Here is an 11,936-nt window from a genome sequence, read left to right as displayed (position 1 = left end):
AAATGACATCGACCAGCAGAGCTGGCCGATGTTTGGAACCGTCAGCCGCGATTAAGCGACTGGAACACGCCAGTCATCGGAACCCGAAGTACCGGATACTTCGTGGGTCCAGGTGATTTTGCGGTAGGTGAATTGCACTTCTTCCAGGTGCGTGAAGTGCGAGTTCGACGGATCCTGGCAGTTGTGCATTTTGTTGTTGATGGCGACGATGATCGCGTCTTCCAGTTTGGTGGTGTAGTAGTGCTCTTGGGTACCTTGAGCCGAAGTGCGGTACCACTGGATAACGATTTCGCTCATGCGCTCGCCGGAGGTCAGCGCCGCTTGCAGCAGTGGCGAAGACTTGTCGTAGACCTTGGTGATCACGACTGGCTTGTGTACACGCTGACCGGTCGGTTGGCCGGACTGTGGGTCACGCGGGATGATCACGTCGTGGCTGAACGCCTGAACCATGACCTGGTCTTCGTGGCCTTCCTGGTAGGTGTTGCCAACGGAGTCGGCGGTGAATGCGCCGGCAGTGATCAGGCCTTGTTTTTCGCCGGTAACGGACATGTACGCTGGTGTTGCCATGGGGTGCTCTCCTTGCGGATAAATTTAAAGTGCCCGGGAGGCGGTATCGCCCGGTGGGTGCCTGACTGTTATCAAGGAGCGTGCCGTAAATGTTTTTTGTCATATAAATCAGATGGTTGAGGCTATTTTTTAAGCGTGGAGAGGTTTTTCGGCAGCGATCACCTGAAAAAGTGCGCAACTTCTTGCGCAGTGGTGCGCAAGAAGTTGCGCACTCGGCTGGAGGGCTTGATCCACCTGACGTTCAGCGTTGTTGAGGTGTTTTTGGGACGAGTAACTGCGCAAGAAGTTGCGCATCAAGGCTATGAGCGATCATCCCGATAGACCCAGCCGTCTGTCCGGGCAATTCCAGTGGCGATGGAATTTTTTTCCGGACCTGTCGCTCTGCTGATGTAGAGACGTGCCGATTCAGCGTCCGCCAGCGAGCACCCGGTAAGCCATGAACAAGACCCTGGACGATTACAACCGCATGCGTGACTTTGTGGCGACTCCGGAACCGGCCGCCGCCAAGCGTTCGGGCAAAAAAGCGGTGAAGGATCATGCGCTGCAATTCTGCATTCAGAAACATGACGCCTCGCACCTGCACTATGACTTTCGCCTTGAGCTCGATGGCGCGCTGAAAAGTTGGGCCGTGCCGAAAGGCCCGTCGCTGGACCCCAAGGTCAAGCGCCTGGCAATCCACGTCGAAGACCATCCGCTCGATTACGCCACGTTCGAGGGCACCATTCCCGAAGGGCATTACGGCGCCGGCGAGGTGATCGTTTGGGACCGTGGGGTGTGGATTCCCCAGGACGACCCTGCCAAGGCGTACGCCAAGGGCCGGCTGAAATTCGAGTTGCAAGGGGAGAAGCTCGGCGGCCTGTGGAACCTCGTGCGCACGCACATGCCGGGCAAGCAGGAGCAATGGTTTTTGATCAAACATCAGGACGGCGCGGCCAGGCCCGAAAGCGATTACGACGTGGTCGCCGCCGAGCCCGACAGCGTACTCAGCGATCGCACCATTGTCGCCAAGTCGAAACCCAGTCCCGTTAAAAAGCCAGCGGCGAAGGCGCGCAGAGAGCGCTCATCACAACTGACAGGCGCTCGTAAAGCCAGGCTGCCGGAGCTGCTCAAACCCGAATTGGCGACACTGGTGGAATCCGCGCCGGACGGCGAATGGAGCTATGAGATCAAGTTCGACGGTTACCGGGTCATGGCGCGCATCGACCACGATGAGGTCAAGCTCTTCACCCGCAACGGTCACGACTGGACCCACAAATTGCCAGAGCAGGCTGCAGCGCTGGCGGCGTTGGGCCTGGAATCGGCCTGGCTCGACGGCGAAATGGTGGTGGCGGACGAGCAGGGTGTTCCGGATTTTCAGGCGCTGCAAAACGCCTTCGATGCCGGTCGTAGCGCCAGCATCGTTTACTACCTGTTCGATTTGCCTTACCTCAATGGCGTGGACCTGCGCGAAGTTCCTGTCGAAGCGCGCAGGGCGGCGCTGGCGACTGTGCTCAAGCCCGATGAAAACCCTCTGTTGCGGTTCTCCGACACGTTCAACGAGTCCCCGGAGGCGTTACTCGACAGCGCCTGTAAAATGCACATGGAAGGGTTGATTGGCAAACGCCTGGGCTCGCCTTACGTGTCCCGGCGCAGCAGTGACTGGATCAAACTAAAGTGCAAGCATCGGCAGGAATTCATCGTGGTCGGCTTCACCGATCCCCAAGGCTCGCGCAGTGCCTTTGGCGCGTTGCTGCTGGGGCTGCACGACCGTGACAGCGGGGAATTGCGCTATGCGGGCAAGGTCGGCACCGGATTCAGCGAGGCGAGCCTCAAGCGTCTTTACGAACAACTGAAACCGCTGCAGACGAAAAAGCCCTCGGTGGTCAACCCGCCCACCGGTGTTGAAGCCAAGGGAGTGCACTGGATAAAACCCGTTCTGCTTGCGGAAGTGGCCTTCGCCGAGATGACCAAGGACGGCTCGGTGCGCCAGGCCGTGTTCCATGGGCTGCGCGAGGACAAGCCTGCCGCCGACATCACCGAGGAGCGTCCGACAACCGTGAAAACCTCAACCACTAAAACTAAAACCTCCCAAGCGGCACCGTCACAAGTCGGCCTGGAGCAGGGCAAGGTGCGCATCACGCATCCGGATCGGGTGATCGATGCCAGTAGCGGCACCACCAAGATGCAATTGGCGGAGTATTACGCCAGCGTCGCCGAGTGGATTCTGCCGCAACTCAAGGACCGGCCGGTGGCGCTGGTGCGCGCACCGGACGGCATCACCGGCGAACTGTTTTTTCAGAAGAACGCCGAGAATCTGGCCATACCCGGCATTGTCACTTTGGACAAGGCACTGACCGGCCAACCGATGATGGTCATCAACAGTGCCGAAGCCCTGATTGGCGCGGTGCAGATGAGCACCGTGGAGCTGCACACCTGGAACGCCACGTCGGTCGATCTGGACAAGCCCGACCGCTTCGTCCTCGACCTCGACCCGGATCCGGCGTTGCCCTGGAAGAGCATGGTCGAAGCGACCCGGCTGATCCTCACGGTGCTGGATGAGCTGGGGCTCAAGGCGTTTCTCAAGACCAGCGGCGGCAAGGGGATTCACCTGGTCGTACCGCTCACCCGCAAACACGGTTGGGACGAGGTCAAGGACTTCAGCCATGCGATTGTCAGTCACATGGCCAAGCTGCTGCCGGAACGATTTTCCGCGGTGTCGGGGCCGAAAAACCGGGTTGGGCGCATCTTTATCGATTACCTGCGCAACGGCCTCGGCGCCACCACGATCTGCGCTTATGCCGTGCGCAGCCGCGAAGGGTTGCCAGTGTCGGTACCGATCTTTCGCGAAGAAGTGTCTGAGCTCAAGGGGGGTAATCAATGGAACCTGCACACTGTGCATGAACGTTTGGCCGAGGTGGGCGATGAACCCTGGGCCGATCTGAAGAAAACCCGGCAGACGATTACCGCCGAGATGCGGCGACGGATCGGGATGAAAAAATAGTGAATCGGAAGGGATGTGGCGAGGGGGCTTGTCGGAACGACGCATCGCCCCGTTTGAGTGCGTAGCACTCACAAAATCTTTGGTACATCAGAGATTTTGGGGCCGCTTCGCAGCCCAGCGGGGGCAAGCCCCCTCACCACAACAACTATTGCTTGCCCACTGCGGCAGCGAGTAGCGGCGCCACCTGTTCATCGGTCAATGCGGCGTGGACTTCCATGTTCATGAGGTCGCTCCATTCCAGTACCCACTTCTGAATCGCCACTGGATCACTGGCCTCGGCAATGCCCACTCCACTGGAGCCGCCGACAGCATGCCAGCGTCCCAACATGCTGACGCCTGCGGGTGGGGCACCACCGGTCTTGAGAAAACGTTCGATCGCGCTGTTACGTTGCTGCGGACTGATGGACCAACGGACCATGAATAACATCTGCCACCTCCTGCTACGGACTGGCACCTTTTATCTTCGCGTTCCTGGCTGGCGCCGGGGCCACGGTCACGCCTGAGTTTCCAGCTACGTCCTGGCTGGCCTGAAACCTGTTCTCCCATGAGAAGGCATAGCAGCGGACCGTGTCGCGTGTACGACCGCTGATCCTGTTTCAGGGCATTCTAATGAACGTATCGGGATAACGGTGCAAGCCATCAGGCATCACGCAACAAGTCGTTGGCATTGAGCAGCTCGTAGGCAACTTCCGGGTGCTTCTCCAGTCCTCGGCGAATGGCCGCCGGGATCGACTGACGGGTTTTGCGGCACAGGCCCGGCAGTTCGCCCAAGGTGATATTGATACCGCGCATGGTGCGCACTTCATTGAAGCCCGGAGCGATCTCCACGCGCAGACCCAACTGCTCATACATTCGCCGTTGCAGACGCTCCAGGTCGCTCAGGCTCTGGAGGTTTTCCAGGCGTTCGATCAGGCGTTTCTCTTCCGACTGGGTCAGGCTCAGGATGCGCAGGTCCGTGCCGGGGGTTTCCAACAGCTGCTCACGCTCGCAGATGCAAGCACCGGGAGGGCAGGGTTGGCGGATCGGAAGAGAGGTCGTCATGGGGTTCAATCATAGAGCGCTATGATCGGGTTTGCCCATGGGGTTGTTGTAGCTTTGAGCGCGATGTATTCCGTCGATGCAACACGCCTCCTGTTTACACAGTGTCTAGTGTGTTGCATCGACCGGTTGAATCTATTTTATCTGCACAATCACCGGACCTTCCGTCACGATCGGTGGTTTCACTTGAATATGCGAAGCATTTTTCTGAATCCAGTCGCGCGCCACTTTCAAGCTTGCATCAGTGCCGGTCTTGTCTGTGCAAACAGTTACCGCCGTGCCGCCATCACCCGTATTGAGCAGTGTGTAGCTTACGAGGCCGGGCACTGTCCGCAGGGTGGCTTCGACGTCGGCATTGCGCTCCTCCAGAAGCTTGAAAAGCTGTTCTGCTCCAGCGCCCAGGTAGGTTCTTATCACCGCATACATAGTCGTCTCCTTCGGGAGTGCGGTCTTGATGCCAATCAAGATCCGCTGATGGCCGCCATCACTCAGGTTTCAGTTCACCCCCCGATTTATTCAGCTTAGCCAAACGCCGGTGACAAGCGAAATGCAACGACCATCGGCCACAATTGGCCGCATTGGCGACCGTCGTTGGGCGGATTTACCTCTCTGTCGGTTCTTAGGGGCTTTACTTCTATTCAAGCCCTGTATGCACAGAGAGGAGAGCACGATGAGCGACGAACAGGTAGCACCTGAAACACAAGGCGTTGCGGTGAAGTTACTGGCAACGGTTGACCTTGGCCCCGAGATCGAAGGCATGGCAGGGCGCCAGCTTAGAATGCGCATGGTGACCATCGAGCCTGGAGGCGTCTTCGGGCCGGTTCACAACCATAAAGACAGACCCGGTACCGTCTACATACTGCAAGGAACCATCACCGACCATCGAAATGGCGTCGCCACGGACTATGGGCCGGGCGTGGGTTGGCCCGAGGACAGGAACACCACGCACTGGCTTGAGAACCGGGGCACGATTGCTGCGGTGGAGATCTCGGTCGATATTGTCAGGCAGGAGTAAGTTCAGGCCCGACATCTAGCACGGTCGGAACTAGAGTCGATTCAATCCGCTAACGGGGTTCCATAATCCGTAGTACCGGGTGCCCGTCGATATCCTTGAGCGGAAAATACGAGCGGTGTGTCGCGGCATCTACGGCAACGACATGCGCACGCGGGCCCACGCTGCCATTGCCAATTTTCGTGACCACTGCCCCCTTCACGTGGAACATCGACACAATGCCGGCCTCTCCTGCGACATAAAGTGTGTTCAGCACTGGATCGAACGCAAGCACATCGGGGGCTCCCCCGGTATCGAACGCCTGGATAACCCGCATGGTGTGCATATCCAGTACGAGGAGCTTGTCATTACCTTCGCACGCGATAAAGGCAAGCCGGTCATGCGGATTGATCAACAAACCATGATTGCCACGTGCCCCCGGCAGATCAATGCGCGCCACGATGTGGTCGGTCGCGGGATCGATTTCGATAAGTTGCCGACGAGTCTGGATATTGACGAAGACGTGTCGTGATATGGGGTCATATTGTGTATTGCCGACTTCACCTCCCAATGGAATCGTCGCAACACGAGTGTTCGTGTCCACGTCGATCACCGTTTCGGTTTCGCCGCTTTCGTTCGATACGTAAAGCTTGTGGAGGTGAGGCACATAAGCCATGCCGTCCGGATAGATGCCGCCTGGTATGCGACTGATAATTGCCAGGGTCGCTTCGTCTATTGCAACGATTTCGTTCGTACCTGTCGCTGAAGCGTAGACACGTGACAACTCAGGAATTACCAGCACACCGTGTACCGACGAGAGGTTCGCAATGCGCCCGACAACGCGGGACTCGCGCATGTCAAAGGCGATAACTTCACCGTCACCAAGATGAGCGATGAACATCAGGTTGCGCTCTGGATCGTAGCTCTCGTAGTCGAGCCGAGTGGCGCCACCGGGCAATGGAATGTCGGCGACGTGCTTCAGTGGCAGGTCGTTAGTCGGCAACTCGTCGGCGGCCAGACAGTAGCGAAGACTTGCGAAGCCCAAAATGGCTAGCACAGTCAGCAGGATCGCGAAGACTGGCAGAGTGAAACGTCGATTGTCTCGTGTGTTCATGAGGTCTTCTCCTGCTCGGACAAGGCGGGTTCAACCGCCTCGCCCAAGTCTCAGCAATGCGCAGATCAGAATGTGCCGTGTTTCACTGATCATGAGCCCAGTTCCGGGCTGGACCTCCGTGTGGACGCCTCTCACATCTGAGGAGGCCAATTATGCGACTCGCCCTGACATTCCTTGCACCAGGCATACAGGGCGTCATACAGGATCAAACCATGTGCCAGCATTTCGTGGTCATCGGCATAACATTGCGATAGTCCCAGCGAAATCGCATAGAGCCCAGCCGATTGCGGTGTCAGATCCAGGCGGGAGGTATCTGCGCCGCGCACGATTTTGGCCAACTGCTGCAAGGCAGGATCACTGAGCTGGTACTTCTTCAGGAACGCATCAAAGCTGCACAGCTCACCTACGTGGGAAAGCTCAACGCCCGGAATGTCATAAGGCGTTGCACCTTTCTCAGCGGCAATCTGCAGAACCTCTCTGCTGGGCACGTACAAGAACTCGGCCTGGGGATCGATAAAATGAGTGATCAGCCAAGGACAGGCAATGCGGTCGATCTTGGGTCGTTCACGGGTAATCCACCTCATGGAACACCTCCTGCCTAACTCAGTAGGCTGGGTGATCTGGCAGGCCCGGTGCCCGCCAGAAAATAGTTGATCATTGCGCGCTCTAGCGCAGTAAGTGCACAGTCAAACCAACGAGTGCGCAGGCCATCAGTACCTGAATCACGCCGCGCTTGAAGCGGAACAAGGCAATCGCCGCCGCAATCGCGATCAGCGCGGAAGGCCAGTCCAGGTTGCCGCTGAACCCTTTGGGCCAAAGAACGTGATAGCCGAAGAAACACGCCAGATTGAGAATCACCCCAACCACAGCGGCAGTAATCCCGGTAAGCGGTGCGGTGAACTTGAGTTCATTGTGAGTCGACTCCACCAGCGGGCCACCTGCGAGGATGAACAGGAACGAAGGCAGGAAGGTGAACCAGGTCACCAGCGTGGCCGCGACGGCTCCGGCCAGAAACACCTGATCGGCGCCGAACACCTGCGAGACATAGGCGCCGACAAAGCCGACGAAAGCCACCACCATGATCAGCGGCCCCGGTGTGGTTTCCCCCAGCGCCAATCCGTCGATCATTTGTGTCGGTGTCAGCCAGCCATAATGACCGACCGCGCCTTGGTAGACGTAGGGAAGCACCGCATAGGCGCCGCCAAAGGTCAGCAATGCGGCCTTGGTAAAGAACCAGCCCATCTGAGTCAAGGTGCCTTCCCAGCCAAAGAGCACGGTCAAGACCCCCATCGGCAACGCCCACAACGCTGCGCCGATGAGTGCCAGCAGCGCCAGTTTCAACCAGCTGAACCGGGCATGCTCAGGGGACGGGGTGTCGTCATCGATCAATGCTGGGCCGAAGGACTTTTTGGCGGCGCTATGGCCCCCGGTCCTGAATTTCTCGGGCGCCAGGCGGCCTCCTGCATAACCGATTAACGCGGCTCCCAGCACGATCAGCGGGAACGGCACATTGAACGCGAAGATCGCGGTAAATGACGCCGCCGCCATAGCCCACAGCCAGTTGTTCTTCAGCGCGCGTGAGCCGATTCGATGGGCCGCCTGCACGACGATGGCCGTCACGGCGGGCTTGATGCCATAGAAAAGCCCGGCCACCACCGGGACTTCGCCGAAGGCGATATACATCCAGGACAGCGCGATCAGGATAAACAGTGAGGGCAGCACAAACAGCCCCCCGGCGATCACCCCACCCCAGGTTCGATGCATCAACCAACCGATATAGGTTGCTAGCTGCTGAGCCTCCGGCCCTGGCAACAGCATGCAATAGTTGAGGGCATGCAGAAACCGCCGCTCGGAAATCCAGCGCCGCCGCTCTACCAGCTCCTGGTGCATGATCGAGATCTGTCCTGCGGGCCCGCCAAAGCTAATGAATCCCAACTTCAGCCAGAACCAGAACGCCTCACGCAAACTGATCGGTTCAGGCCTCGACAGATCCTCTTCAACAGCTGATGGGGAAGCCTTAATCATTGGGATGTTCCTCTTTCACGAACTCGGCGAGCAGGCCGTCAAAGATGGCGCTGGCAGCAGCCAACAAGTGGTCGTCATGGGTAATGGTTTCGCGTAGCCCTGCCAGCACCCGTTCGATGCCGGCAGCCTCCACCGGCTGAATGCCACCGATATCGAGGTAATGCACCAGTGCAGCGATGCGGCTCAGGCCCGGCTCTTGAAGTTCAAAGCTGGCTTGCAGGGTTTCAAAGGTCACGCGATTGCCGACATGACTGAAAGTTGCGTCATCGAAGTCGAAACCCAATGCATCGGCTGGGCACTCCTGTGGAGTGTTCAGCCAAAGGATCTGAGCCTGCGGATCAATGAAGCGCCGAATCAACCAGGCGCAAGCCAGGCGGTCGACCCATGGGCGTTTACGCGTTGCCCAGACACGGCATTGATAATCGTCAAGGCTCAGCGCCGTGATTGGCTGGTCGCAGCTATGCGGCTCATCCGCAGACAGCGCTCTGCTGACTGCTGTCTCCAGTTCCTGCAAAGCCGAGTCGATCTGCTGTTTGGGTTTACCTGGAAAGTAATCGATGCTGGCGAGCTGTTCATAGGCTTTGCGCAGCTTGCGAATTTGCTTGGTGGTGACCAGTGCATTCTCGGCATTGAGCTGTGCCCGGCATGCTTCGATCTCGGCGCCTAGCTTGCTGTAATCATCGCTACGGTCGAACAGCTCAATAAAGCGCTCACCATCAGGATCAACGACAGGCAGGACGTAGGCAGTGCCATTGATGGCCAAGATGTCGCGCTCGACAGACGTTAGCGCTTCTCGACAGGCAGCGGTATCAGGTAAGAGATAGGCGCCATCGCGTAAGACCACCGCTCCAGAGGCTTTTAGTGCGCGCCAGGCACGCATGCGTTCGGTGGCATTGGCAGTTGGCAGACCTAATATCAAAGCTAGCCAATTTTTCATGTAGCGTTTTCTACGATTTATGTAGGTCTTGCTACTTTATTCCTGATTCAGGCCATGGGGAAGCGCTCCTTCAGAAGTAGGGCGGCAAACGACCCTGAACGGTCATTCATTTTTGTTTTTCACCGTGCGAGCTAACAGAACCTGCCCATCCCAATCCGCATCTGCCATTCCTTCGGTCCGGGATACGAGCCGCCCACCCTCAAGAACGGCCGCTAGCATTCTGCGCGGTGTATTCGCATCGGGCTGTGTTGACGTTAACGTAATGAGGGCCAGGGGATGATAGAAACGCTCCTCGACAATCGAGCCAATCCACAGCGGCATAGTTCGCCCGTTTGTGAGCTCGATATCGACGATCCACAATCGAAGCACCAGACGCGAACCGGCAGGCCCATCATCGTTATACGGTCGAACGAGAGTCAGACTGGGAAGGCGACCACTGGCGAAAAGGGGGATGACCGGAAGATCGGCAGGGTCAGTCTGGACGGTAAACCAGTTCAGGGTATTCAACAGTGTCCATGCCGCTGAGGTGCGCCATCCGTTGCGCTGCAGGACATCTTGCAACTCCGGCAGACCACCGGCCCACTGAAACGTCAGTGGTTCATTCGTCTCGCCAGTGAGGTCGATACGCCGCACCGGCAGTTGCTGCCAATCCGACGCCCACCAATCGGTGGCAGCTAAGGTCAACGTTCCCACCTTGACGGCATAACGACTGCTGTCCGTCGTATGGTTACGGTAAATATTGAAGCCGCCGGCGAGCAGAAGTGTCACACATCCGAGGGCGAGCAGCCCCGCTGACCCAATGTGCTCGGCCTGCCGCCGCAGGTAGAAGAGGCTGAGTAGCGCCAGCCAAGCGGATCCGAATGTCAGCCCCCCGAGCACGTCGGAAAGCCAATGTGCCCCGAGGTAGAGGTGCGAGAATGCAATCAGAAATATCAGGGTGGCTGCGCCAGGAGCGACCACGAGGCGCCGTGCCGGGCGGGTATCACGCGCGATAAGGAAGGCGAGAAAACCGTATAGCACGACATTGATCGTGCTGTGGCCGCTGGGGAAGGAAAAGGCACTCCACCCGGAATAGAGAGGTTCCGCAGGGAGAGCTCGATACAGCGCTACCTTGATGACTATGGTGAGCCCCGAAGCGCCAGCAATCGCAATCAGCCAATAGGCAGCCGTACGCCAAGCGCGTTTCCACATGAGCCACAGCAAGACAACAATCGTGACCGCCAGCACGACCTTGGTGTCGCCGAGTTCTGTGATGGCGATCATCACCGCATCGCCCGGTGCAGTGCGAAGATCCTGGAGCACGCGGTATATCGCGCTATCTGCAAGCAGCAACGGGTCGCCGTTGATGATGTCCTCAAGGACACCGAAGAAAAGCCACGCGGCACCGACGAGCAGGACCGTCGACAGTGCGAGAGCCCGTGCTTCGGGCCGTGAAGGATCGAGAAAGTGAGTGAGACTGCGGCTCAGCCAGGTGTCGTGGGCGCCGGTCCAGCCCCGCAACCGCTGCACTGCGACGATGAAGTAGGGGATGCCGCGATGCAGCGCCCAGCGCACGATATGCAGGACCACCCAGCCCACCGCGACTAAAATGACCAGCAGGATCGCGAGCGGCTTTGCAGCTGCACCGAGAATGCTGAACGTCGCGCCGACGAGCACGCCGGGCAGGATATGCGACGGAGCCCAGGCGAGCGCCGACACGACATTGACGGCATAAAACCGACTGACCGCCATTCCCAGCGTGCCGGCGAGGAGCGGAACGAAGGCGCGGACGCCCGGTGTGAAGCGCGCGAAAAAGATACTTTTATCGCGATGACGGTTGAAAAAGGCTTCGCTGCGCTGAATCAGCTCAGGATGCCGGTTCAGTGGCCAGAGGCCAAGAATCTCGCGGCGGTATCGGTGCCCGAGCCAGAACGAAAGACCATCCCCCGCAATGGCGCCTGACGTGGCGGCGATCAGTAACGGCCAGAGCAATAACACGCCACTCGGCACCAGAGTGCTGAGCGCAAGGATCACGGCGGTGCCGGGAACGACGACACCGATGATCGGAATTGACTCGGAAAGTGCCAGGAGAAACACGGCCAGATACGCGATATGCGGGTGCGCCGTGAGTAACTCGATGATCGATGAGACCAAGGACGTCATATTTCGCGGCTGCCTATGGAGTACCAGTGGGGCGGCGATCGACACGGGTGTCTGCAATTCCCGGCTGCACAATCAGTTTGCGCAACAGACCAAGCATAGCTACTCATTGGCTATCGCTCCGTCCACTGCCTGCTTTTGGTCC

Annotated in this window: 11 protein-coding genes; 2 read left to right on the top strand and 9 right to left on the bottom strand. The window is 58.4% G+C overall.

Annotated features, from left to right (window positions below):
- Positions 1-51 precede the first annotated feature (51 nt).
- Positions 52-567: an Hcp family type VI secretion system effector gene (locus JUI81_RS07980; RefSeq protein WP_007900657.1), complete on the bottom strand. Its 516-nt coding sequence runs from the start codon at positions 565-567 to the stop codon at positions 52-54.
- Between the two features lie 436 nt (positions 568-1,003).
- On the opposite strand from JUI81_RS07980, the gene ligD reads away from it, so the two are divergent.
- Complete coding sequence (gene ligD, locus JUI81_RS07975) at positions 1,004-3,547, top strand: DNA ligase D (RefSeq protein ID WP_204124057.1); 2,544 nt, start codon at positions 1,004-1,006, stop codon at positions 3,545-3,547.
- Between the two features lie 145 nt (positions 3,548-3,692).
- Here the strand turns inward: ligD and JUI81_RS07970 are convergent, their stop codons facing one another.
- The 3 genes from JUI81_RS07970 to JUI81_RS07960 form a co-directional block, all read right to left on the bottom strand.
- Positions 3,693-3,974 carry a DUF3303 domain-containing protein gene (locus JUI81_RS07970; RefSeq protein ID WP_007937010.1) on the bottom strand — a complete coding sequence of 94 codons (282 nt, stop codon included), beginning with the start codon at positions 3,972-3,974 and terminating at the stop codon, positions 3,693-3,695.
- A 212-nt stretch (positions 3,975-4,186) separates the two neighbouring features.
- A complete protein-coding gene (locus JUI81_RS07965) occupies positions 4,187-4,588 on the bottom strand; it encodes a hypothetical protein (RefSeq protein WP_007937009.1) in 402 nt (133 codons plus the stop codon).
- A gap of 132 nt (positions 4,589-4,720) precedes the next feature.
- Entirely contained in the window at positions 4,721-5,011 is a 291-nt protein-coding gene (locus JUI81_RS07960) for a hypothetical protein (RefSeq protein ID WP_019580144.1), read from the bottom strand.
- 244 nt (positions 5,012-5,255) lie between these two features.
- Between JUI81_RS07960 and JUI81_RS07955 the strand changes: the two genes are divergently transcribed.
- The gene (locus tag JUI81_RS07955) at positions 5,256-5,600 is read left to right on the top strand and encodes a cupin domain-containing protein (RefSeq protein WP_019580145.1); all 345 of its coding nucleotides are present in this window, start codon (positions 5,256-5,258) and stop codon (positions 5,598-5,600) included.
- A gap of 49 nt (positions 5,601-5,649) precedes the next feature.
- On the opposite strand, the gene JUI81_RS07950 is transcribed toward JUI81_RS07955, so the two are convergent.
- The 5 genes from JUI81_RS07950 to JUI81_RS07930 form a co-directional block, all read right to left on the bottom strand.
- Positions 5,650-6,690, bottom strand: a complete 1,041-nt coding sequence (locus JUI81_RS07950; protein ID WP_204124056.1) for a YncE family protein — start codon at positions 6,688-6,690, stop codon at positions 5,650-5,652.
- A 131-nt stretch (positions 6,691-6,821) separates the two neighbouring features.
- The gene (locus JUI81_RS07945) at positions 6,822-7,274 is read right to left on the bottom strand and encodes a chromate resistance protein ChrB domain-containing protein (RefSeq protein WP_019580147.1); all 453 of its coding nucleotides are present in this window, start codon (positions 7,272-7,274) and stop codon (positions 6,822-6,824) included.
- 82 nt (positions 7,275-7,356) lie between these two features.
- On the bottom strand, positions 7,357-8,715 hold the full coding sequence (chrA, locus tag JUI81_RS07940) for a chromate efflux transporter (protein ID WP_018925604.1): 1,359 nt from the start codon (positions 8,713-8,715) through the stop codon (positions 7,357-7,359).
- Positions 8,708-9,652: a chromate resistance protein ChrB domain-containing protein gene (locus JUI81_RS07935; protein ID WP_204124055.1), complete on the bottom strand. Its 945-nt coding sequence runs from the start codon at positions 9,650-9,652 to the stop codon at positions 8,708-8,710. Before JUI81_RS07935 ends, chrA begins: the two co-directional genes overlap by 8 nt.
- Positions 9,653-9,754: 102 nt before the next feature.
- The gene (locus JUI81_RS07930) at positions 9,755-11,794 is read right to left on the bottom strand and encodes a bifunctional DedA family/phosphatase PAP2 family protein (RefSeq protein ID WP_028941320.1); all 2,040 of its coding nucleotides are present in this window, start codon (positions 11,792-11,794) and stop codon (positions 9,755-9,757) included.
- Positions 11,795-11,936 lie beyond the last annotated feature (142 nt).

This window comes from Pseudomonas sp. 008, from assembly GCF_016861935.1.
Lineage (GTDB): Bacteria > Pseudomonadota > Gammaproteobacteria > Pseudomonadales > Pseudomonadaceae > Aquipseudomonas.
Note: the sequence above shows the minus strand (reverse complement) of the source record. Positions and strands in the feature narration are given on the sequence as shown.

Coding starts and splice junctions, on each gene's coding strand:
- JUI81_RS07965 (WP_007937009.1), bottom strand. CDS start 4,588: ATGACGACCTCTCTTCCGATCCGCCAACCCTGCCCTCCCGGTGCTTGC.
- JUI81_RS07935 (WP_204124055.1), bottom strand. CDS start 9,652: ATGAAAAATTGGCTAGCTTTGATATTAGGTCTGCCAACTGCCAATGCC.
- JUI81_RS07960 (WP_019580144.1), bottom strand. CDS start 5,011: ATGTATGCGGTGATAAGAACCTACCTGGGCGCTGGAGCAGAACAGCTT.
- JUI81_RS07945 (WP_019580147.1), bottom strand. CDS start 7,274: ATGAGGTGGATTACCCGTGAACGACCCAAGATCGACCGCATTGCCTGT.
- JUI81_RS07970 (WP_007937010.1), bottom strand. CDS start 3,974: ATGTTATTCATGGTCCGTTGGTCCATCAGTCCGCAGCAACGTAACAGC.
- JUI81_RS07950 (WP_204124056.1), bottom strand. CDS start 6,690: ATGAACACACGAGACAATCGACGTTTCACTCTGCCAGTCTTCGCGATC.
- ligD (WP_204124057.1), top strand. CDS start 1,004: ATGAACAAGACCCTGGACGATTACAACCGCATGCGTGACTTTGTGGCG.
- JUI81_RS07980 (WP_007900657.1), bottom strand. CDS start 567: ATGGCAACACCAGCGTACATGTCCGTTACCGGCGAAAAACAAGGCCTG.
- JUI81_RS07930 (WP_028941320.1), bottom strand. CDS start 11,794: ATGACGTCCTTGGTCTCATCGATCATCGAGTTACTCACGGCGCACCCG.
- chrA (WP_018925604.1), bottom strand. CDS start 8,715: ATGATTAAGGCTTCCCCATCAGCTGTTGAAGAGGATCTGTCGAGGCCT.
- JUI81_RS07955 (WP_019580145.1), top strand. CDS start 5,256: ATGAGCGACGAACAGGTAGCACCTGAAACACAAGGCGTTGCGGTGAAG.